The following is a 20965-nucleotide window of genomic DNA, read 5'->3' as shown; positions in this document are numbered from 1 at the left end:
GCCCGGCGCGCGATGCTCGTACCATCGCGCTCGGAGGCGACGAAAAGGAATGACACAGCCCGCGGCGGAGCCGCAAGATTCACCCGACAGGCTCTGGGAGCTGCTCGACGACGGCCAGCGCAAGGCGCTGCGCGCCGAGGCCGAGCTGCGCCGGTACCCGCCGGGCACGGTGATCATCCGCGAGGGCGACCGGTCGGACTGGGTGCTGATCCTGATGACCGGACGGGTGAAGATCACGTCGGTGTCCACCGGCGGCTACGACGCCGTGCTGGCCGTCCGCGACCCGGGCGACATCATCGGCGAGATGGCGTCGATGGACGGTAGCCTGCGCTCGGCCACCGCGATCGCCGTCGAACCGGTCACCGGGCTGTGGCTGTCCGCGCGGTCGTTCAACACCGTGCTCCGCGAACACCCCGGCATCTCCGTGGTCCTGCTCCGGATCATCACCTCGCGGCTTCGCTACGCCAACTCGCGGCGGACCGAATTCGGGGACAGCACGGCCGCCGAACGCATCGCCGCGATCCTGGTCGACCTCGCCGAGCGGTACGGCGTGCCGGTCCCCGACGGCACCCTGATCGCCCTGCGGATCAGCCAGCGCGATCTGGCGGGACTCGCGTCCGCGTCACGGGAGGCCGTCGCGCGGACCCTGCGGACCCTGCGCGCCGACGGGCTGCTCAGCACCGGGCGCCAGCGGCTGGTCGTCCGGAGCCTGCGCGACCTCAAACAGCTCGCACCCGACGACCACTGAGCCGCCACCGCAGGCCGAAGTGCCGCTCCACGCGTGCCCCGGTGGCCGAGAACAGCTTCCGCACGCGCGGTTCGTTCTCCGGGTCGAAGTCCGGCGTGGTCTCGATCAGCGTCCCGAGTTCGCGGGTGAGCCTGGCCGCGCCCGCCCTCGGCACCAGCACGACCCGCACCGGCGCGAGGCTGCGCACGGCAGGCGGCGGTGCGACAAGGTCGATCCGGGCACGGACGAGACCGGTGAGCCTGACGAGCCAGAGGACGGCACCCGTCACCGTCCAGGCCAGCAGTTCCACCAGGAGGAACGGCGACAGGATCAACGTCAGCCAGGCTGCGTACGCGAGCACGATCCCCAGCACCAGCAGATCTTCGAAGCTCAGGCGTTCCTTGTCCGCGGAGCGGCCGCGGTGCCGGGTGAACGCCACTTCCCGATAGCGGTCGCTTTCGGTGGCGATGGCGAGCGGGCGGACGCGGCGCAGCCACGGCGCGAACCGCCGCACGATCAGCCACTCGCCGCCGTCGGCATCGGTCACCCGCATCGCGTTCCCCCGTCATCGGTGAGCCGATCCTGACACAGCTCTCCGACGGAGCAGGGTCCGGTGCCGTTCCACCCGCGCGCCGAACCGGGTGAGCACCTCGCGCACGGCCGGGTCACCGGGGTCGAACATCACGCGATCGCGGAACAGGCCACGCAATTCGGCGGCCAGTGGGTCGGCGAGTTCTCGGTGGACCTTGAGGATCGCCAGCGAGACCAGGCCGGTCCGGTCCTTGTTCCAGCCGGCGACGTCGACCCGCTCCGGCGCGTTCCGGAACCACCGGACGGCCTGCGCGACGGACCCCACGATGCCCTGGCACAGCAGCTCCAGCAGCCGAACCGGCACCAGCACCAGCCCGAAGAGCAGATAGAAGAGGAACTCGACGACCGCCTCCAGGAGGCCCAGTACGCCTAACAGCCCGTAAGCCGCCTTCTCCACGGGGCCGCCCATGGGGGTGTCCTCGGGGTCGTTGGGCAGATCCTTGAGATACAGCGTCCAGTCCGCGGTGATCTTGTAGTGCCGATAGCCACCTCTGAGCAGCGCGAACGGCTGAACCCACCGGCGCCACGGCGCGAAGCGGCGATTGATCTCCCACTCACGCCCCTCGGGATCGATCACCTTCATCGGGCCTCCCCTTCCCTCTCGCGCCGTGGCCGGCTGAAGGAACTTTGTCAGGGAACGGCCTCCCGTTCTGCGTCACCTGACACAGAACGCGAAACCAGGTTGTACGCGCCTTGTACGACCTGAATGGACTCTGATGTCCCGTCACCCGGAACCCCTCCAGGACGGAGCATTCCCTTGAAGATCTCTCGCGTCGCACAGGGCCTTTTCGCGGCCCTCGTCGCCATCGCGGCGGTCGGCGCATCCCCGGCCACTTCACTCGCCGCGCCCGCCGCGACCGCCGCCGTCGGGAACACGGTGGTGTACAAAGAGAAAACAGAAGGTTACGACTGCTTCAGAATCCCCGCCATCGTCAAGGCGAACAACGGCGAACTGCTCGCGTTCGCCGAAGGTCGCAGAGGCGGCGCCAGCTTCTGCAACGACAGCGGCGACATCGACCTCGTCGTGAAACGCTCGGCGGACAACGGCAAGACCTGGAGCGCCCCGAAGATCGTCATCGAAGGTTTCGGGGACACCAAAGGAAATCCGACCCCGATCGTGGTCCCGTCCACCGGGCGGATCGTGCTGCTCTCGGTGATGGAATGCGTCAAGAACCCTGACTGCAACCGGATTCCGCGCGTTTCGATCAGCGACGACCACGGCAAGACCTGGACCGCGCCGAAGGTGCTCACCACGCAGCTGGGGTTCGACGCCGCGCCCGGCTGGCTCGCGACCGGCCCGTCGCACGGCATCGTGCTGACCCGCGGCGCGCACGCCGGCCGCATCGTCGCCGGGATGAGCTACACCGACGACGGCGAGAACAGCGGCGCGCTCATCTACAGCGACGACCAGGGCGTCACGTGGAAGCGCGGCGCCACCGACAGCCGGGCGACGTCGGCCACGCTGAACCCGCAGGAGATCAGCGTCACCGAACTGCTCGACGGCCGCGTTTACGTGGCGGCGCGCAACCAGGCCAACAATGGCAACAAATGCCTCAGCGGCGGTGCGAAGAACCGCGCCTTCGCCATCAGTTCCGACGGCGGGGCGAGCTTCTCCACCAAGTTCACCTTCGAGGAGGACCTGATCACCCCGGTCGTGCAGGCCTCGACCGCGCGGATGACCGCGACCGACAAGGCGGGCAAGTACAACCGGATCCTGTTCGCCGCGCCGTCGGTCTGCGACCGCCGCAAGGAACTCATCGTGCGGTCGTCGTTCGACGAAGGCGCGAACTGGCAGGGCAACTCCGCCGGAACGCTGGTGTGGAGCGGTGACGCCGCGTACTCCGACATGGTCCAGCTTTCCTCGGGTTCGGTCGGCGTGCTGTACGAAGCGGGCCCGGCGGGGAACGCCAACGAGACCATCCGCTTCTCGACCGTCACCGAGACGACGCTCGGCGCCCCGGTGTGCGGCGGCGGTTACGGCGTGATCGACTCGGCGCCGCTCGGGACCTCGGGCACGGTTTACCTGTCCTACAACGCTTCCAACGGGCAGAACTGCGTCAGCACGATGAAGAGCGCGTCGGCGGGCACCGCGACCGCGACGTCGGCCTACCTCGAGGTCGCGGGATCTGCCCGGATCACCGACTCCGGGTCGTTCTCGTGGTTCGCCGGACCGGTGAAGGCCGCCGCGGCGGACAAATGCGTGAAGTGGGGCGGTTCCGCGGGCGGGACGAAGTACGACAGCCCGTCCGAGCACTGCGGCTGACCCCTACGCGAACTCGGTGATGCGAAAGCCACTTTCGCAACGTTGAAGGTTGCGAAAGTGGCTTTCGCATCACCTCCGGGACCCCGCCACCCACAAGGACCGCAAGCCCCGAGGCGAAGGGAACTTTCCGCGCGCGCTGCGGGGAAGGTTCCCTTCACCCCGCTCACCACACTCCCCAAGCGGCCGGTCCGAGCGCCCGTCCGTGAAGGCCTCCTTGAGGGACTCTGGGTCCCTCAAGGAGGCCTTCACGGACTTGGCACCCGACAGGACGCCTGCGTTCCCTCGTTCAAGTACATGAAGGCCCCCTTCCTTGCGCTAGGCGCAAGGAAGGGGGCCTTCATGTACTTCAGCCACTCAGGATCACTTCGGCGGCCTCAACCGCGGGGAAAGCTTCGTCAGCCCCAGCTTCTCCAGCTGTGCCGAGATCTCCGCGAGCCCGGCGTCGAACCGGTCCAGGTCGACACCCCGGCCGGACAGGTCCTCGCGGACGTGCTTCTCGACCTTCGCCCAGTCGTTGCGGTACCTGGTCGCGAGTTCTTTCCACGGCACGCCCGCCAGTTCCCCGGCGAGGCCGCGGTCGTAGGTGATCACGCCGCATTCCAGCAGGTACGCGATTCCCGGGTAGCCGAGATATCCCTGCCAGTAGGACCCGTTGTCGTTGGCCGTGATCGACCCCGCGGCCGGATCGTGGCGGACGTCGTAGGTCTTGGCCTTGTCCGACGACGCGACCCGCGCCGTGTCACCGTCGATCTCGACCCGCCCGTCGGCCACCGCGCCGAGCGCCTCGTAGATCTTGATGACCGGCGACGGCTTCCATTCAGCGGCCACTCAGCTCTCCAGTCTTTCGAGCAGGACGACGTCCACGGTGTCACCCTCTTCCTTGCCGATCGCCTTGCGCACGTCGGCCTTCACCGGGAGCTTGTGGGTGCCGTCGCCCAGCGCCATGAACGAACTCCGGAACGGATGTCCGTCGATGGTCCCGCGCACCTTCACCAGCCCCTTGGTGCCGAAGAACTCGGCGGAGCCGGGCATGACCACGTACGTCCAGCCGCCCTTCTCCGGGCTCTTGAGCAGCTTCGCTGTGAACTTCTTGTTCATGAAAGCACCCTACGACAGGGCACCGACGAAACCGATACGTCAAAGTGCGACACGGGTGCGGACGCGGCGGCCGACGTCGCGCGCCCAGGCCCGGATCGACGGCCAGTCTCGGAAGTCGCCCGCCCAGGGGCCCATGGCCATGATCTTCCAGAACAGGCCGCGCGCGGTGGCCGGCGTGAGCCTCCCGCCGAAGGTGGCCGTGCGCTCGGCGTCGATCCTCGCCGCCAGCAGCGCGACCCCGGCGGGAAGGCTGACCCGTTTGCCCGCGGCGAACGGCCCGCAAGGCCCGCTGTGGAACAGCCAGACCGGACGGTTCCGGAGCGCCTCCTCGTGCTCGGTGAGCAGGCGCACCGCCTCCGGACGCCATCGCCGGTGGTACAGCGCGCTCCCGACGATCACCGCGCCGTAGGGTTCGACGTCCTCGACCTCGGCGGCGTCCAGCAGATCGGCCGTGAGCCCGCCTTCCCGCAGCTCGGCGACGATCACCTCGGCGATCTCCCTTGTCCCGCCGGACCGGCCGGCGTGGGCGACGAGCACTGCGGTCATGCCCCCATTGTCCGCGCGGGCGCAACCCGCGCCACCGTCCGGCCTATCGACACGCCGCATTCGGCTCACCTCTTCACCCGTCAGTGCCCTACCCGGGAGGCAGGAACGCCGGTCTCACGGCCGGATCGGGCTCGTCGTAGTAGCGGTGGAACACCGCGGTCTGCCCACCGGACAACGGCGGCACGATCCAGCTCCACTCCGCCTGGCAACGGCGGCCCGCGCGCTCCTCCTTGGCGATGTGCGTGAGGAACCGCCTCGATTCGGTGTGGTGATCGGCGACGGTCACGCCCGCCGCGTCGAAGGAGTGCTGGACGGCGAGGGTCAGTTCGACCAGCGTGCGGTCGCGCCAGAGGGTGCGTTCCGATTTCGTCGACAGCCCCATCAGGTCCGCGATCACCGGCAGCAGGTCGTACCGGTCGGTGTCGGCCAGGTTGCGCGCGCCGACCTCGGTGGCGAGGTACCAGCCGTTGAACGGCGCCGCGGGATAGGTGATCCCGCCGATGACCAGCCGCATGTTGCTGATCGCCGGAACCGCGTGCCAGCGCAGCCCGAGCCCGGCGAACCAGCGGTGGTCGGGATGGGACAACGGGACCTCCAGCACGGCGTCCGAGGGCAGTCCGAACAGCTGCCGGTCCCCCGGTTCGGCTTCGATGAGCAGCGGGAGGACGTCGAAGGAGCCCTTGCGTTCGGGCGGGCGCCAGCCGTGCCCCTGGACGGTCTCGGTGAAGTCGGCGTGGCGCGGGTCGCCCAGTACCGAGCCGTCGCTGAGCCGATAGCCGGCGTACCGGATGAGCTGATCGTTGTGGATCTTCGGCCCGGGTCCCGCCGGGCCGTCCGGCGCGAACACGGTGATGGTCGAGCGGATCCGGCCCTCCCTGGTCGCCTCGCGCAGATGCGTGACGCACTCGTCGGCGATGGCTTCCGCGCCTTCGACGTCACGGCGATCCCGCACCTTCAACCCCTGCCAATACAACCTCCCGATGCACCGTGCGGAGTTCCGCCAAGCCACCCGGGCGCCGAACTCGACCTCGGCGGTGGTGTGCCGGTAGGTGCCGGTCTCGTCGATCTCGGCGCGGACGCTGTCGAGCCGCTCACGCAGTCGTGCCGTCCCGTCGTCCACCTCGGCGTGGAAGAGGCGGAGGAAGTCCTCCGCCTCGGCCACGTCCACCGTCCGTTCCCGCGGCCTCACCTCCGGAGGCAAGCGAGGGATATCCGTCACCCGCATGGAGGCTGTCGATACCTCGGCCTCCCACTCTCCGAATTCGACGCCGGCTCCGGCGGCGGGAACGATCACCATTCCTCCTGCACTCGGAAATGCCCGGAGGATCATGCCTGATCGGCGAGACGGCCGGGTCCGGACCAGACGAAAGAGGATACCCCAGAGAAAGACGAGCACTATCCACCAAACGGCAGAAGCCGCCGCCTGGATGACATTTCCGCAGGCAGCGAGCCTATCGACGACAATATTTGGAATCGGTTACCACTTCGCCTGATATTCACCGAATTTCATCGTGCGAAATGATCACCCGCTTTCAAGATCACTTTATGATCGTTATTCATCACTCTTTCGAGCGTATTCATCCGGCTCCCCTTCTCTTGTTTCCCCATGCCGGTGTATTGACCCGTGGCCGCCATCGCTAGAGTGCGGGCATCCCCGGCGGAAAGGAAAATCGTGGTCGACAGGCGGATTCCGGTCATCCTGGTCGCGGGCTTCCTCGGCTCCGGCAAGACCACCCTGCTCAACCACCTGCTGGCCAACCGCCAGGGCGCGCGGATCGGTGTCGTGGTCAACGACTTCGGGAGCATCGCGGTCGACGCGATGGCCGTCTCCGGCCAGGTCGACACCATGATGTCGTTCGGCAACGGCTGCCTGTGCTGCGCCGTCGACGCGAGCGGCCTCGACGCCATGCTCGCCAAGCTTTCCGAGGCCGAGGCCGGCATCGACGTCATCGTGATCGAGGCCAGCGGGCTCGCCGAGCCGCGTGACCTCATCCGCCTGATGATCGCCAGCGAGAACCCCGCCATCGCCTACGGCGGTCTCGTCGAACTCGTCGACGCGGCCGAGTTCGAGGCGACCAGGAAGCGGCATCCGGAACTGGACGAGCACCTCGGGTTCGCCGACCTGGTCGTGCTCAACAAGACCGACCGGGCCGACGAGGACACCCTGGCCAAGCTGCGCGGCACGATCGACGAGATCGCGCCCGGCACCCCGGTGATCGCGACCTCCCACGGCCGGATCGACCCCACCCTGTTCTTCGACGCCCGGCCGCGCGAGCGGGCGGGCCAGATGTCGTTCGACGACCTCCGCGAGGAGGAGCACGACCACGAGCACCACTTCCACACCGCGTACGACAGCGTCGCCTTCACCACCGAGCGGCCGCTGGATCCGCGACGACTGATGGACTTCCTCGACCAGCGCCCCGGCGGGCTCTACCGGATCAAGGGTTTCCTCGATTTCGGCCCGAACGACCCACGCTCTCGATTCGGCCTGCACACGGTGGGCTCGTTCATCCAGCTGGAGCGATCGGCGTGGCCGTCCGGGCAGCCGCGCCGGAGCGAACTGGTGCTGATCGGCTCGGGGATCGACACCGAGGCCGTCACCGCACGCCTGGAGGAGTGCGTCGCGGACGATCCCGAGGTCGCCGACGAGCGCGGAATGCTGCGCGTCCTGCGCTTCATTCAGGACTGAATTCAGGGCTGACACGCCGAAAGGCCTCGAAATACCCGGTATCGCCGCGCGTCTGCTCGACACTGATCCGCGGAAGGAATCTCGAGCTGGACCACCTGTATCGGGAGGACAGTTCCATGACGAACACCGCCGGACGCTGGTACCTCGTCGGCGCGCTGCCGGAGGACTCCCCCGCCGCGCACCTGATGACACGCTCCGAAGACCTCCGCTACCGGCGTTCCGCCTGCGGGGACAAGGAATCCCGGATGTGGACGCCGGTGGATCTCACCACGAGCGACGTCGCCCCGTGCCCACGCTGCGCCGCGACCCTGCCGGGCCACCGTTCGACCCGCAAGGCCGAGCCCGCCGTGAACACGCAACTCGCCTTCGACCTGCCGCTCTGAACCACCGCATTCAGAGGACTAATTGCTTTCTTTCTTCGCTCTGCTCGGCGCCACCCGGGGCGGCTCGTTAGGCATCTTCGGGTAGACGGGTGGCCAAGGCGCGTCCATGAGCCCGCGCTCCATGTCCTTCCGGGACATTTCCAGCAACGGTTCGATCGACTGCGGTTTCGTTCCCTCCCAAGGGTCTCCGCGTTCGGCGAAACGAGCGGGCACAGTGGACAGCGTCAGCTTGTCCGGCTCGACGGTCTCCAGTTCGTCCCAGCCGATCGGCGTCGACACCTGCCCGCCGACACGCGGCCGCACGCACCACGCGCCGAACACCGTCTTGTGCGGCGCGTTCTGGTTGAAGTCGACGAACACCCGGGAGCCGCGTTCTTCCTTCCACCATTGCGCCGTCATCTCCTCCGGGTGACGGCGTTCGAGTTCGCGGGCGAGCGCGACGGCGGCCGCGCGGACCTCGTAGGCGTCCCATTTCGGTTCCAGCGGCACATAAAGGTGCAAGCCGCGCGAACCCGAAGTCTTGATCTGCGCGGTGATGTCCAGTTCTTCGAGCAACGCCTTCGTCAGGACCGCACCGCGCCGCAGTTCGGGGAACCCGATGCCCGGCGACGGATCGAGGTCGACGCGCAACTGGTCGCTGATGTCCGGCGCGTCGGCCCGGTTCGGCCACACGTGGAACCCGAGGCAGCCCTGGTTCACCGCCCAGATGACGTGCGCGAGGTCCTTCGCCACGAGCGCGTCCGACGTGGTCCCGTTCGGGGTGGACACCACCGTCGTGGTCAGCCAACCGGGCGCGTTCTTCGGGACCCGCTTCTGGAACCACGACTTCCCGCCCGCGCCGTCGGGATAGCGTTCCAGCAACAGCGGCCTGCCGCCGAGCTGTGCGAGCAGCGGCTTCGCGACCGCGCGGTAGTACTCGACCAGGTCCAGTTTGGTCTCGCCGTTCTCCGGGAAGTAGACCTTGCCCGGATTGGACACCGTGACCTCGACGCCGTCGAGGTCCAGCGTGACCGGTTCCGACTTCATGCTTCCCCCAGCTCGGTGAACAGCGTGGCCAGCTCGGCGGGCGGGACCTCTTCGAGTTGCTCGTACGTGCACGAGGCCGGTTCCCGGTCGGGACGGAAGCGCACCAACCTGCCGCCGTGGCGGAACCGCGTGCCTTCGACGTGCTCGTACCGGACTTCGGCGACCCATTCGATGCGGACCGGCTCCCAGCTCAGGTCCTTCTTCGGCGCCCATCGGCTGCCCGCGCCCGGCATCCGGCCGCCCGCTTCTTCATGGGCTTCGGCCCACTCGCGCCAGGGATGATGCTCCAGCGCGTTCTCGCGCAGCGGCGCGAGCTCGTCCACCAGCTCACGGCGCCTCGCGGCGGTGAAACTGCTGGCCACGCCCACGTGGTGCAGGACGCCCTCGTCGTTGTAGAGCCCGAGCAGCAGCGATCCGACGCCGACGCCGTCCTTGTGCCACCGGAACCCGGCGACGACGCAGTCCGCGGTCCGCTGGTGCTTGACCTTCCACATCACGCGCTTGTCCTGCTCGTACGGCGCGTCGGCGGGTTTGGCCATCACACCGTCGAAGCCCGCGCCCTCGAACCGGGTGAACCAGTCCTGGGCGACGTCGGGATCCTCGGACAGCGGGGTGAGGTGCACCCGGGCGAACTTCGTGTCGACGACGCTCTCGAGCAGCTTCCGCCGCTCGGAGAACGGTTCGGGGGTCAGATCCCGGTCGTCCAGGGCGAGCAGGTCGAACACCACGAAACTCGTCGGCGTCTCCTCGGCCAGCTTGTTCACCCGGGAGGCCGCCGGGTGCAGGCGCAGCTGCAGCGCCTCGAAATCGAGCCCGCCCTCGGTGACCAGCACGATCTCGCCGTCGACGACGCAGCGCTCGGGCAGCGCTTCCTTGAGCAGCTCGACCAGTTCGGGGAAGTACCTCGTCAACGGCCTGTCGTTGCGCGAGCCCAGCACGACCTCGTCACCGTCGCGGAAGACCACACAGCGGAAACCGTCCCACTTCGGCTCGTACAGCAGCCCCGGCGTGCGCGGCAGTTCGTGCACGGCCTTGGCCAGCATCGGCTTCACGGGTGGCATCACGGGCAGTTCCACGAGGTGATCCTAAGCCGGACCACTGACAAAAGCGCAGCTCTACAGCTCCGCCAGCAAGAGCCCGCTTCGCGGTTTCGGCGTGAAATAGGTGGCCTTCCTCGGCATCCGCAGCCCGGCCGCGTGCACGGCCAGCACTTCCGCGTACGGGACCGGGGCCAGCAGCAACACCGCGTCGGCGTCTTCGGGCACCGGGGCTCCCGGCAGCAGCGGCCGCAAGTTCGTGCCCTCCGGATCGACGCCGAGTGCCCCGCGGAGCAGGTCCTGCTCGACGACGGCGTGGTCGAGGCCCGCTTTGCCGAGTACCACCCGGAACGCCGATCCTCCCGCCAGCACGGTCACCTCCCCCGCTTCGGCGGGCGCCGTCGGCGGGCCGGAGTGGACGTCGAACCCCGCCTCCGTCCAGCGCCGGACCAGTGTCGCCGCGTCGAGACCGGTGCCGGCGAGCACTCGGTGGATGGGCCCGATCCGCAGCCCCGGTCCCCCGGTGACCAGCGCCAGCAACGCGCCCCGCCCCGACGCGGCGGCGGCCGCGACACGGTGATTCCCGTCCGCGACCAGCAGATCCAGCTCGTCCAGCGTCGCCAGCAACTCGTCCTGGTCGTCGCCGGGACCGGCGAGCCACAGCTCGTGCTTGCGGCCCGCGCCATCCACTGTGGACAAGGTCGGCACCTGCCCTCGGCAGGTCCGCTCGATCAGCGCGGTCAGCTCGCGACCGCCGGTCGCGGGGACCAGCATGGCGGCGCTCGTGGCGACGCCGAGTCCGGCGAGCATCGCGGCCCGCTCCGCGACGACGTCCGGATAGACGTCCTCGGTGTGCCGGACCCGGGTCACGCCGTCGGCCCGGACCGCCGCCGGGTCGACGAGGCACAGCACACCCAGCGCGACGCCGTCCGGCCCGTCGATGCGATACGGCGCGACGACGGCGGTGACCGGGCGATAATGCCGCTCCCGGATCCGCTCGAAAGTCGCTCTGGCCTGCGGTAACGCCTCTTCGATCGAGAGGCCGCCCGCCAGCGCGGCCGGGGTCCTGGCCGGATGCTGGACCGCCAGCAGGCTGTCCCCGCGCGCCTCGGCGAGCGCGGCGGCGACCCGGTCCGGGTCGGCGAATTCGTCGACGTCGGGCCCCGGGACGGTGTCGCGGACAACCCAGCCACGGTCGATCGGGCGGATCCAGGTGCTCATCCGATCCATTTTGCGGGATACCTCACGGAAAAAATCGGTCCCATGACCGGGTGTCTCCATGGAATGCTTACCCATGCGAAGTAGTTGACGCCCTTCATGAGCCCGAGGAGAGCCCCTCAGATGACCACCCCGGCCCCGGTCGCCGCGAAGGAAGGGGTCGGTTTCCGTTCCGAACGCGGCCCCGTCCTGATCGCCGTGATGCTGTGTTCCGGCCTGATCGCCCTCGATTCGACCATCATCGCGACGGCGGTGCCCTCGGTGGTCGCCGATCTCGGCGGGTTCTCGCAGTTCCCGTGGCTGTTCTCGATCTATCTGCTGACCCAGGCGGTCACCGTTCCGCTGTACGGCAAGTTCGCCGACGTGCTCGGCAGGCGGCCGGTGATGTTCTTCGGGATCGCGGCGTTCCTGCTGGGCTCGGTGCTGTGCGGCGCGGCCTGGAGCATGCCGGTGCTGATCGCCGCCCGCGCGGTGCAGGGCATCGGCGCGGGCGCCATCCAGCCGATCGCGCTGACCATGGTCGGCGACATGTACACCGTCGAGGAACGCGCCAGGGTGCAGGGCTATCTCGCGAGCGTCTGGGCCATCTCGTCGGTGGTCGGGCCGACACTGGGCGGGGTGTTCGCCGAATACCTCGACTGGCGCTGGATCTTCTTCATCAACCTGCCGCTCGGCGCACTGGCGGCGTGGATGCTGTTCCGGAACTTCCGTGAGCGCGTCGAGCGCCGCTCGCACCGCATCGACTACCTCGGCGCCACCCTGCTCACCCTCGGCTGCTCACTGCTGATCCTCGGCCTGCTGGAAGGCGGGGTCGCCTGGGGCTGGGCGTCCGCGCCGAGCCTGGCGATCTTCATCGGCGCGGTGGTCCTGCTGACGGCGTTCGTGCTCGTGGAACGCAAGGCCGAGGAACCGGTGCTGCCGCTGTGGATCTTCACCAAACGGACGCTGATCGGCGGGAACCTGGTCGCCGTCGTCGTCGGCATGCTGCTGATGGGGCTCACCTCGTACCTGCCGACCTTCTCCCAAGGCGTGCTCGGCACCGGCGCGCTCGTCGCCGGATTCGCGCTGGCCGCGCTGACCGTCGGCTGGCCGATCTCGGCGTCGCTGGCCGGCCGGATCTACATGCGGATCGGGTTCCGGGACACCGCGCTGATCGGCAGCGGGGCTGTCATCGCGGGCGCGGGGCTCACCGTGTTCCTGGCGGCGGGGTCGTCGATCTGGCTGGCGGCAGCGGCGGCGTTCGTCCTCGGCCTGGGGCTGGGCCTGACGTCGAGCCCGACGCTGATCGCCGTGCAGTCCACCATCGGCTGGGAACGCCGCGGCGTCGTCACCGCGACCAACATGTTCAGCCGGTCGCTGGGCAGCGCCGTCGGCGTGGCGATGTTCGGCGCGATCGCGAACGCCACCCTGGCGAGCCGGTTCGCCAACCCGCCCGCCGGGGTCTCCGGCCTGCCGTCCGGTGTCGACGCGACCAGCGTCGTCCTGGGTGGCGACGGCCCGGAGACACCGACGACGTCGTTCGTGCGTGACGCCCTCGCCGGCGCCACGCACCACGTCTTCCTGGCGATGCTGGTGGTCGCCGTGCTCAGCGTCGGCGCGCTGCTGCTGATGCCGCGGCGGACCGAAGAGCTGAAGTTCGACTAGCGCCTAGTTCTGCATCGGGATCGCGTGCTCGACGAAGTTCTCGACGAACCGCTCGATCGGCTCCGGTCCGGCCGGGTACAGCACGAACTTGCTGAGCCCGGCGTCGATGTACTCGGCGACCAGATCGCGGGCGGCACGCCAGCCGCCCGCGATCAGCCGGGACGGATCCGCGTCGGACCGTGCCGCGATCGAAGCCGCGAGCGCGTCCGGGATCCCGTCCTCGGCGACGAGGAGACTGATCCCGAAGTGATCGGCCTCGACCTCCCGGTCCGCCTCGGCGGCGGCCTTCTGGATCGCCTCGCGGCCTGCCCTCGCCTCCTCCGGGGTGAGGAAACTGGCCAGCCAGCCGTCCGCGAGCCTGCCGACCCGCCGCAGCGCGTTGGGCGCCTTCCCGCCGAGCCAGAGGTCGAGCCGTTTCACCGGGCGCAGGCCGAGACCCACGCCTTCGACGCGGAAGAACTCGCCCTCGAAGGTCACCTCTTCCTGTTCCAGCAACGCCTTGATCAGCAGCAACGACTCGTCGAACACGGCGGCGCGACGGCCTTGCGGCACCGGGAAAAGCGGGAGTTCCGCGTCGCGGGCGGGCTTCAGGCCGAAGACCGGGAGGACCCTTTTCGGCGCGAGCGCGGCGAGTGAGGCGAGTTGTTTGGCGACGAGCACCGGGTCACGGCCGGGCAGCACCATCACGCCGGTGCCGACCTTCAGTTTCGACGTGCGGGCGAGAGCGTGCGTCAGCCCGACGACCGGGTCGATCCTGGGCGAGTACACCGCCTCGGGCAGCCAGAGCGAATCGACACCCGCCTGCTCCAGGACGTCGACCGCGGCACCGAACTCCTCGGGCGCCGTCCCGGTCCCCAGCCCGGCACCGACCCTGATCTTCAGCTCCTCCGCCACACCCGCTCCTTTCCGCCAGGCCCTGGATTCGGGCCGATGTCCAGTGTTCACACCAGGTACTGGCGTGAACAACCCCGCACGCCCATGGACTCTTCCCTCGAATTCCCCGTACATTCGAGTGTCGTGTGGGCCGTTCCCGCACGGATTGGGGGATTTTCGATGGCAGGGCAGGCTCTTCGCCGTTGGACACGGTGCTTCCACCCGGCACCGGAGGCCGGGATGCGGCTCGTCGCCTTCCCGCACGCCGGCGGCTCGGCAAGCGCGTACCGGCCGCTTTCGGCCGCTCTCTCGCCCACCGTCGAGGTGCACACCGCCCAGTACCCGGGACGGCAGGACCGCATGGGCGAGCCGGTCATCGACGATCTGCACGTCCTCGCCGAGCAGCTGGTGGACGTCGTCGCCGCGCTACCGAAGCCCTTCGCCCTCTTCGGCCACAGCATGGGCGCCATGGTCGCGTTCGAAGTCGCCCGGCGGCTCGAAGCGCGCGGACTCGTTCCGGCGGCGCTGTTCGTCTCGGCCCGTCGCGGCCCGGACGTGGTCAAGGAGAATTCACACCACCTCGCGGACGACGACACCTTCCTCGCCGAAGTCAGCAGGCTCGGCGGCACGGACGCGTCGATCTTCGACGACCCGGACATCCGCGCGCTCGCGTTGCCCGCGCTGCGCGGCGACTACAAGGCCGTCGAGACCTATCGCTACCGGCCCGGTCCCGACGTGAGCTGCCCGATCGTGGCGCTCGCCGGGGACGCGGACCCTGTCCTGGAGGTGCCGGACGTCGACAACTGGCGCGAGCACACCAGCGGCACCTTCGAGATGGACGTGTTCAAGGGCGGGCACTTCTTCGTCGACGACAATCTCGACGCCATCGCCGCGCGCGTCCTCGGCAAACTGACCGTCAGCCCCTGAAAGTCAGGCCCAGGTGGAAAGTTCCTTGGCCAGCGCGGACGGTCCGCCCGCGGTGCGCAACGTGGGCGCGCCGGGCCAGCAGTCCTGGTGGTCCCCGGTGCGCAGGGTCTCGGCGAACCGGGCCACCAGACGTGGCTGCGACGCCACCGTCCGGCCTCCGAGGTAAGCGACGACGACGTGGTGGTCGTCCGCGGACTGGGTCGCGACGGCGGCGGACCAGCCGTGTTCTTCGTGCCACATCAGGTCGACGTCGCGTTCGGGGAAGCCGGGAAGACGCCAGTTGAGCCTCAACCGGGCGGTGACGGGGCCGGTGAGGTCGGCCGTGCAGTCGTCCATCCGTATACCCAGTGCCGCTGCCACGTCCTCCAGATAGGCGTTCAGCCTGGTCATGAGATCCAGACCTGATTCCGTGGGCGCGGGGGTCGAGGTGGTCACGGTCCCTCAGCTTCCTGTCACTTTGAGTTGGCGTGACGGGAATTACCCACCCCCGCGCGGCTTCACACCCCCATTTCGTCACACCACGGTTTCGGTTCGCTCAAGCCGTGGCTTCGATGACCCGCGTCAAAACCTTGTGCAGCGCCTCCAGCTCGGAGACCTCCATCCCGAGCTTCTCGACGACGCGGTACGGGATCTTTTCCGCCTCCGCGCGCAACGCGCGACCGGATTCCGTCAGCTCGACCGTCAGCAGCCGCTCGTCCTCGGCGCTGCGCCTGCGGGTGACGTACCCGATCGTCTCCAGCCGTTTGAGCAGCGGTGACAGCGTCGCGGGTTCGGCGCGCAGAGCGGTGCTCAGGTCCTTCACCGCCTGCGGGCCCCGCTCCCACAGCGCCAGCATGACCAGATACTGCGGATGGGTGAGCCCGTGGGGCTCCAGCAACGGGCGGTAGATGGCGATGACGCTGCGCGAAGCGACCGACAGCGCGAAACACACCTGACGCTCCAGCGCGAGCGGATCCTCGCCCAGATCGATCGACTTCATCTCCGGCCCCTCCGTGTCCATGCCGCGAATCCTAGCCCGTGGCGTGCACGACACTAAAGATTAGTGTGCTAATCATTAGTGTACTGTGACGAGCAGCGAAGGAAGGAGTCGCCCGATGCCCGCGCCCCGCAAGCGACCGGACGTGTTCCGCTGGCTGTGGTACTCACTCGGCGGCAGGCTGCCCGAGCGCTACCACGACTGGATCCTCCACGACGCGACCACCGGAAGCTGGCGCTGGCGGCACGTCGCCCGCAGCACGGTGATGATCGCCCCGCTGTGCGCGGTGTGGCTGCTCTTGCCCGGACCGCTCCCCCTGCGGTTGGCGATCGTGCTGATGGCCGCGCTCGTGGCGTACTTCTACTCGATGGCCTACATGGAGGAGAGCATCGAGCACCGGCTCGCCAAGAACGGCTTCCCGCCGGGCATCGGCCGCCGGACGCGCGCGGAGGCGATCGCGGTCGCGGAGGCCGAGGTGACGGAGCGGTATCTGGCGCGGTATCGCGACCAGACCGGCGCCTGACCCTGCTCGCCATCGGGGGTGCTCCCGCGTGGTGAGGGTGTTGCGAAAGCCACGTTCGCAACGTTGAAGGTTGCGAACGTGGCTTTCGCAACATCGAGCGCCCCACCGCCAGCCGCGCCGCAAGCCCCGACGCCCGCCCACGACCAGGCCGGATGAGCCGTCGCGGCTAGAGTGCGAGGTGATGAGACGCAAGCTCCGCCCGCCGCTCCCGCCCCGCCACGGGCTCGACCCCGCGCGACTCAAGATGCCCGCCGAGGGGCCGTGGACGACGTTGCGGGAGCACCTCGTCGAGCGGCTCCCCCGGGTCACGCCCGAGCGGATCGAGGAGATGCTCCGCGAGGAGCGCATCGTCGGGCTGGACGGGCCGCTGGGCGTCGATTCGCCGTTCGTGCCGGACTCGTTCATCTGGTTCCATCGCGACCTGCCCGACGAGGTCGACGTCCCGTTCGACGTCTCCGTCGTGCACCGCGACGAGCATTTCCTGATCGCCGACAAACCGCATTTCCTCGCGACGATCCCACGCGGGCAGCACATTCTGCAGACCGCGTTGGTCCGCCTCCGCCGCGAACTCGATCTCCCGACGCTCGTCCCCGCGCACCGGCTCGACCGGGTCACCGCGGGGCTCATCCTGTTCGTGATCACCCCCGAGGTCCGAGGCAAGTACCAGACGATGTTCCGGGATCGCTTGGTACACAAGGAATACGAGGCGATCGCGCGGTACGATCCGGACATCGCGATGCCGCGTGAGATCAGCAGCCGCATCGTCAAGGAACGCGGGGTCATCGCCGCGCAGGAGGTCGACGGGCCGCCCAACGCCGAAACCCGCGTCGAGCTGATCGAGCACCGCGACGGCCTCGGCCGCTACCGGCTGCTCCCCGCGACCGGCCGCACCCATCAGCTCAGGTTGCACATGAGCGGCCTCGGGTTGCCGATTCTCGGCGACGACTTCTATCCGGAGCTGACCGAGACCCCGCTCGACGACTTCACCGAACCTTTGCAACTGCTGGCGAAGGTCCTCGAGTTCACCGATCCGGTCACCGGGGAACGCCGCCGGTTCGAAAGCGGGCAGACCCTCGAAGCGTGGACGGACCTCGACGCGTGGCGCCGAGGTCCGTGACACCGGCTCACTTCCGCCAGAACTTGATCCCGCTCCACGTCACCTTGACCGGCCCGGCGCCACTGGCCGTCCGGTACGCGCCGAACTTGTCGTAGTAACTGCCGCCGCTGCTGCTCACCGTCTGCTTCAGCGAACCGTTGATGTACACCTTGTGCGTGCTCCCCACCTGGTGCACGGTGTTGACCCGCACCGACGTCCCGACGGTCGCCCCGCTCCCCAGGGTCTCGCCGCCGTGGACGGCGTAGAGCCGTCCGCCGCGTTCGACCGCGAGCATGAAATACGGTCCGGCCGTCGGCGCGTCGCGGAAGGTCTGTTTCAGGCTGATCCGCGTTCCCGCCATGCTGGCGATCCGGAACGAGCCCTCGAACTGCCGGGTCCCGCCGGTGTAGGTCACGTAGCGCCGTTCCGCTCGCTGGTCCCCGCTCCCGGTGGAACAGGTCAGTTCGAAATCGAGCCCGTCGACGTTGCCGCACCCTCGTTCCTGGACGTTGAACGAGGGGTTCTCCGCCGTCCACGGCCCGGTTCCGACCTGGGCGTTCGCCGGCATCGCCGACGCCACCAGGCTGAGAACGGCCGCCGCGACCACCCCGGCGGTCCGAAGTCGTCTCCGCATCCTGCCTCCTGCGCACTCAGGGCGGCGGTGATGGTCCAGACCAGGACCAGGCTGCGACTGTACGAGCACGAACCGTCATCGGACAAGACGTTGACGCTCCGGCGTCCCGCTGATTGGGTAACGACGGTGATCCTCTCCATGACGGTCCTCGAAGGACTCGCGGCCGGGACGATCGACCTGGCCTTCCGGCGCTGGTCGAACCAGAACGTCCACCCCGGCGACGTCATGCGCCTGGAAGCCGGGGTGATCGAGGTCGAGTCGGTCGAGGTCGTCGACCCCGCCACCATCACCGACGCGGACGCCCGCCGCAGCGGGGCGGAATCGGCGAGCGCTCAGCGCGGAGGCCGAACTGTCCGAAAAGGACATCGAGGCGATCCGCGACCGTTTGTCCAATATGGACAGACACCGCTCGCGGACACACGAGACCTTGCGGATCATCGCAGGCAACCCCGGCCGCCGGGCCCAGGAACTCGCTGACCTCCTCGGCCGCGAAAAGGAATCACTGAAGGTCGACATCCGCAAGCTCAAGGGTCTCGGCCTGACGCTCAGCCTCGAAGTCGGTTACCGGATCTCCCCGCGCGGCGCGGCCTACCTGCGGCTCATCGGGGATCCCGGTAGAACGTGCTGAGTTCCGGCACGAGACGCTCCGGCGGGACACTGTGGAACTCGCCGTCGAGTTCGACCTGCCGTGCTCCGGGGATCGCTTTCGCGGTGGCTAGAGCGGCGGCTTTCAGCCAGTCCGTACTGCCGTTGCTGTTCACCACGAGGACGGGCGTCGTGATCGAGGACAGCTCGCCCGGCACCTTCGAGTCGCCTATCACCAGGGCGTCGTAGACGAGCGTGGGCGCGAACGACCGGAGTTCGGCCCACATCGGCGTCGCCTTGGCCTCGGCGACGGCTTCCGCCGGGGAACCGACCGCGGACATCATGAACAGCGCGACGGCGTCGTCCCACCGATCCGCCGCGACCAGCTCACGCATCTCGTCGGCGTAGCCCTCGGCGACTTCTTCCGTTTCGCCGCGATACGGCGACTCGAAGACCGAAAGCCGCGCCATCGGCACTCCCGCCGCGGCGGCGAGCAAGGCCAGCGCACCGCCGGAGGAGATGCCGTGCACGATCACCGGCTCGTCGAAAGCGGCGACGACGGCGGCGAGGTCTTCGATCTCGCGCTCGACGGAGTACGGCGCGGTGTCCCCGCTGTCGCCCCGGCCCCGGCGGTCGTAGGTCACCGCGGAGAACTCGGCCGCCAGCTCCGCGACCAGCGGTTCGTCGCCGTGCCGGTCGTTGGCGGCACCCGCGACGATCACCACCACGGGCCCTTCGCCACGTCGTTCGAACGCGATCGGCGTTCCGTCCGTGGACCTGACTGTGTCGATCATGTGGACCATTGTCATCCGGCGGCCCCGACGAGCGACAACGCGCCCTGGGCCAGCAGGGCCGAAGTGAAGAAGGAACCGGCGAACACGAGAAGCGTGACGACGACCGCGCGCCAGCTCAGAGTGCGCAAGATCTTCAGCTGCCGGGTGGTCACGGACAGACCGACGCAGGCGAGCACCGCGGTGGCCAGTGTCAGCAGGTCGACGGCGGACAGGATCCGCAGCATGACCGGCGACCACGGCAGCCCCGGAACGGTCAGTACCGCGCCGACGAGCGCCGCCCACAACACCGTCGGCACGAACCGGCCGGTCCGATGCCCGAGGAGCCGTGCCCCGATGGCGAGGACCAGCAGGACGAGAACTCCCGGTGCCGCACGCCATCCCTGAGTGACGAGCAGTAACACGGTCACGGCCAGGCCGGCGACCAGCGAGGAGGGCACGACAGTTGGTCCGGCCTCAGCCGTGTCCCCGGATTCCAGCCGGTTCCGTGCGGCGGCGGGGGCGCGGTACAGCCGCTCCAGCACCGGAAGGACGACGAAGGTGCCCAGCAGCACGGTCGTGACGTAGGTCAGCACGTCACTGGCCGTCGCCAGCGCGAGGATCTCGTCCTGGGGCAGGTCTTGGGAACCGTGCGCGAGTGAACCCGCGCACGAGATCGTCATGCCTCCGCTGCCGACCCCGCAGGCCATCGCCAGCGCGGTGGAACCGAACAGCGGAATCGCCGAGCCGACACCGGCGAGTGCGGAGAAGAACAATGACCCGAAGAGCGTGCCGCTGATGTAGGTGGCGAGAACGCCTGAACCTTCCGGCCCGGAGATGCCGTATCGCTCGGTCACCAGGGCGATGCTGGGTTCGCGGCCGATGGAGAAGGTGGCGCCGATACTCGCGCGCCCGAAGCCGAGCAGCAGAGCCGCCGGGAAGGCCAGCAGCACTGTCCCCGTCTTTCCCAGGCTCTGCACCAGGATCGCCGGTCCGGCCTCGATGATCGTGGGCAGCGACGTGCCCAGCACGACCCCGGCCCGCACCACGAAGACCACCGTCAGCAGTTGCAGGAGCTTCCCTGCGGTGGACCAGACCAGTGGGGCCACGTCCGGACGCCGCCAGGACAGCGACAGGTTGACGGCGACCGTGATCACGAAGGCGAAGAAAAGCGGAAGCAGGACGAGCGCGAACGTGCCGATCCGCAGTTCCAGCGCGCCCGCGTACTCCGTCCCCGCGGTGACCAGCACGCACAACACGGTCACCCCGATCGCGGTCACTGTCCCGATCTTGGCGTTCGATGGTTCGGACATGACTGTCGGCGCCCCCCTGGAACCCACCCCGTTCGATGATCTCCAC

Annotated in this window: 26 protein-coding genes; 9 read left to right on the top strand and 17 right to left on the bottom strand. The window is 68.8% G+C overall.

The genetic code is table 11. The features are described from left to right. Positions 1 to 49 precede the first annotated feature (49 nt). A complete protein-coding gene (locus B0293_RS02925) occupies positions 50 to 748 on the top strand; it encodes a Crp/Fnr family transcriptional regulator (RefSeq protein ID WP_005152740.1) in 699 nt (232 codons plus the stop codon). Here B0293_RS02925 and B0293_RS02920 read toward each other — a convergent pair. Beyond that, complete coding sequence (locus tag B0293_RS02920; RefSeq protein ID WP_005152744.1) at positions 720 to 1280, bottom strand: hypothetical protein; 561 nt, start codon at positions 1278 to 1280, stop codon at positions 720 to 722. The two genes, B0293_RS02925 and B0293_RS02920, sit on opposite strands and share 29 nt — an antisense overlap. Before the next feature lie 12 nt (positions 1281 to 1292). Further along, positions 1293 to 1901 carry a hypothetical protein gene (locus B0293_RS02915; protein WP_005152746.1) on the bottom strand — a complete coding sequence of 203 codons (609 nt, stop codon included), beginning with the start codon at positions 1899 to 1901 and terminating at the stop codon, positions 1293 to 1295. A 174-nt stretch (positions 1902 to 2075) separates the two neighbouring features. On the opposite strand from B0293_RS02915, the gene B0293_RS02910 reads away from it, so the two are divergent. After that, complete coding sequence (locus tag B0293_RS02910) at positions 2076 to 3581, top strand: sialidase family protein (protein WP_005152750.1); 1506 nt, start codon at positions 2076 to 2078, stop codon at positions 3579 to 3581. 360 nt (positions 3582 to 3941) lie between these two features. Here the strand turns inward: B0293_RS02910 and B0293_RS02905 are convergent, their stop codons facing one another. The 5 genes from B0293_RS02905 to B0293_RS42870 all read right to left on the bottom strand — a co-directional run bounded on the left by B0293_RS02905 (position 3942) and on the right by B0293_RS42870 (position 6923). Then, positions 3942 to 4409 carry a hypothetical protein gene (locus B0293_RS02905; protein ID WP_005152752.1) on the bottom strand — a complete coding sequence of 156 codons (468 nt, stop codon included), beginning with the start codon at positions 4407 to 4409 and terminating at the stop codon, positions 3942 to 3944. Beyond that, complete coding sequence (locus tag B0293_RS02900) at positions 4410 to 4679, bottom strand: DUF1905 domain-containing protein (RefSeq protein ID WP_005152753.1); 270 nt, start codon at positions 4677 to 4679, stop codon at positions 4410 to 4412. A gap of 39 nt (positions 4680 to 4718) precedes the next feature. After that, positions 4719 to 5225 (bottom strand): flavodoxin domain-containing protein, encoded by a 507-nt coding sequence (locus B0293_RS02895; RefSeq protein WP_005152755.1) that lies wholly within the window; start codon positions 5223 to 5225, stop codon positions 4719 to 4721. Between the two features lie 88 nt (positions 5226 to 5313). Continuing rightward, complete coding sequence (locus B0293_RS02890; RefSeq protein ID WP_039916064.1) at positions 5314 to 6522, bottom strand: nitric oxide synthase oxygenase; 1209 nt, start codon at positions 6520 to 6522, stop codon at positions 5314 to 5316. A 209-nt stretch (positions 6523 to 6731) separates the two neighbouring features. Continuing rightward, on the bottom strand, positions 6732 to 6923 hold the full coding sequence (locus B0293_RS42870; protein WP_143254463.1) for a hypothetical protein: 192 nt from the start codon (positions 6921 to 6923) through the stop codon (positions 6732 to 6734). On the opposite strand from B0293_RS42870, the gene B0293_RS02885 reads away from it, so the two are divergent. Together B0293_RS02885 and B0293_RS02880 are read left to right on the top strand one after the other, a co-directional pair. Next, positions 6898 to 7914 (top strand): CobW family GTP-binding protein, encoded by a 1017-nt coding sequence (locus B0293_RS02885; RefSeq protein WP_005152760.1) that lies wholly within the window; start codon positions 6898 to 6900, stop codon positions 7912 to 7914. The genes B0293_RS42870 and B0293_RS02885 overlap by 26 nt on opposite strands. Positions 7915 to 8030: 116 nt before the next feature. After that, positions 8031 to 8297 carry a hypothetical protein gene (locus B0293_RS02880; RefSeq protein ID WP_005152762.1) on the top strand — a complete coding sequence of 89 codons (267 nt, stop codon included), beginning with the start codon at positions 8031 to 8033 and terminating at the stop codon, positions 8295 to 8297. A gap of 18 nt (positions 8298 to 8315) precedes the next feature. Here the strand turns inward: B0293_RS02880 and ligD are convergent, their stop codons facing one another. Genes ligD through B0293_RS02865 form a run of 3 tightly spaced genes read right to left on the bottom strand, consistent with a single transcriptional unit; the run spans position 8316 to position 11590 of the window. Continuing rightward, positions 8316 to 9323: a non-homologous end-joining DNA ligase gene (gene ligD, locus B0293_RS02875; RefSeq protein ID WP_005152763.1), complete on the bottom strand. Its 1008-nt coding sequence runs from the start codon at positions 9321 to 9323 to the stop codon at positions 8316 to 8318. Then, positions 9320 to 10399, bottom strand: a complete 1080-nt coding sequence (locus tag B0293_RS02870; protein WP_005152765.1) for an ATP-dependent DNA ligase — start codon at positions 10397 to 10399, stop codon at positions 9320 to 9322. Before B0293_RS02870 ends, ligD begins: the two co-directional genes overlap by 4 nt. A 39-nt stretch (positions 10400 to 10438) precedes the next feature. Beyond that, a complete protein-coding gene (locus B0293_RS02865) occupies positions 10439 to 11590 on the bottom strand; it encodes a DUF1015 family protein (protein ID WP_005152767.1) in 1152 nt (383 codons plus the stop codon). A 111-nt stretch (positions 11591 to 11701) separates the two neighbouring features. Here B0293_RS02865 and B0293_RS02860 point away from each other — a divergent pair, with 111 nt between their 5' ends. Beyond that, a complete protein-coding gene (locus B0293_RS02860; RefSeq protein WP_005152768.1) occupies positions 11702 to 13222 on the top strand; it encodes an MDR family MFS transporter in 1521 nt (506 codons plus the stop codon). 3 nt (positions 13223 to 13225) lie between these two features. On the opposite strand, the gene B0293_RS02855 is transcribed toward B0293_RS02860, so the two are convergent. Beyond that, complete coding sequence (locus tag B0293_RS02855; RefSeq protein WP_005152770.1) at positions 13226 to 14116, bottom strand: TIGR03854 family LLM class F420-dependent oxidoreductase; 891 nt, start codon at positions 14114 to 14116, stop codon at positions 13226 to 13228. A 219-nt stretch (positions 14117 to 14335) separates the two neighbouring features. Here B0293_RS02855 and B0293_RS02850 point away from each other — a divergent pair, with 219 nt between their 5' ends. After that, entirely contained in the window at positions 14336 to 15022 is a 687-nt protein-coding gene (locus B0293_RS02850) for a thioesterase II family protein (protein ID WP_005152772.1), read from the top strand. Positions 15023 to 15025: 3 nt separating this feature from the next. Here B0293_RS02850 and B0293_RS02845 read toward each other — a convergent pair whose 3' ends face one another. Together B0293_RS02845 and B0293_RS02840 are read right to left on the bottom strand one after the other, a co-directional pair. Next, the gene (locus B0293_RS02845) at positions 15026 to 15457 is read right to left on the bottom strand and encodes a DUF6292 family protein (RefSeq protein WP_005152775.1); all 432 of its coding nucleotides are present in this window, start codon (positions 15455 to 15457) and stop codon (positions 15026 to 15028) included. Between the two features lie 100 nt (positions 15458 to 15557). After that, the gene (locus B0293_RS02840; protein ID WP_039916112.1) at positions 15558 to 16001 is read right to left on the bottom strand and encodes a MarR family winged helix-turn-helix transcriptional regulator; all 444 of its coding nucleotides are present in this window, start codon (positions 15999 to 16001) and stop codon (positions 15558 to 15560) included. A gap of 115 nt (positions 16002 to 16116) precedes the next feature. Here B0293_RS02840 and B0293_RS02835 point away from each other — a divergent pair, with 115 nt between their 5' ends. Together B0293_RS02835 and B0293_RS02830 are read left to right on the top strand one after the other, a co-directional pair. Next, positions 16117 to 16521 carry a DUF5313 domain-containing protein gene (locus B0293_RS02835; protein WP_005152779.1) on the top strand — a complete coding sequence of 135 codons (405 nt, stop codon included), beginning with the start codon at positions 16117 to 16119 and terminating at the stop codon, positions 16519 to 16521. A 181-nt stretch (positions 16522 to 16702) separates the two neighbouring features. Continuing rightward, a complete protein-coding gene (locus tag B0293_RS02830; protein WP_039916069.1) occupies positions 16703 to 17638 on the top strand; it encodes an RluA family pseudouridine synthase in 936 nt (311 codons plus the stop codon). Between the two features lie 7 nt (positions 17639 to 17645). On the opposite strand, the gene B0293_RS02825 is transcribed toward B0293_RS02830, so the two are convergent. Both B0293_RS02825 and B0293_RS44100 read right to left on the bottom strand, forming a co-directional pair. Continuing rightward, a complete protein-coding gene (locus B0293_RS02825; protein WP_005152783.1) occupies positions 17646 to 18251 on the bottom strand; it encodes a LamG domain-containing protein in 606 nt (201 codons plus the stop codon). A 75-nt stretch (positions 18252 to 18326) separates the two neighbouring features. Beyond that, the gene (locus tag B0293_RS44100) at positions 18327 to 18689 is read right to left on the bottom strand and encodes a hypothetical protein (protein ID WP_245191862.1); all 363 of its coding nucleotides are present in this window, start codon (positions 18687 to 18689) and stop codon (positions 18327 to 18329) included. Here B0293_RS44100 and B0293_RS44095 point away from each other — a divergent pair. Further along, positions 18679 to 18879: a hypothetical protein gene (locus tag B0293_RS44095; RefSeq protein WP_005152788.1), complete on the top strand. Its 201-nt coding sequence runs from the start codon at positions 18679 to 18681 to the stop codon at positions 18877 to 18879. The genes B0293_RS44100 and B0293_RS44095 overlap by 11 nt on opposite strands. Here B0293_RS44095 and B0293_RS02815 read toward each other — a convergent pair. Together B0293_RS02815 and B0293_RS02810 are read right to left on the bottom strand one after the other, a co-directional pair. After that, entirely contained in the window at positions 18851 to 19630 is a 780-nt protein-coding gene (locus B0293_RS02815) for an alpha/beta fold hydrolase (RefSeq protein WP_039916115.1), read from the bottom strand. The genes B0293_RS44095 and B0293_RS02815 overlap by 29 nt on opposite strands. A gap of 11 nt (positions 19631 to 19641) precedes the next feature. Further along, positions 19642 to 20919 carry a DUF3100 domain-containing protein gene (locus tag B0293_RS02810; RefSeq protein WP_005152793.1) on the bottom strand — a complete coding sequence of 426 codons (1278 nt, stop codon included), beginning with the start codon at positions 20917 to 20919 and terminating at the stop codon, positions 19642 to 19644. Positions 20920 to 20965: the final 46 nt, after the last annotated feature.

Source organism: Amycolatopsis azurea DSM 43854 (assembly GCF_001995215.1).
In the GTDB taxonomy this organism is placed as follows: Bacteria; Actinomycetota; Actinomycetes; order Mycobacteriales; family Pseudonocardiaceae; genus Amycolatopsis; species Amycolatopsis azurea.
This window is presented reverse-complemented; position numbering and strand designations above follow the sequence as displayed.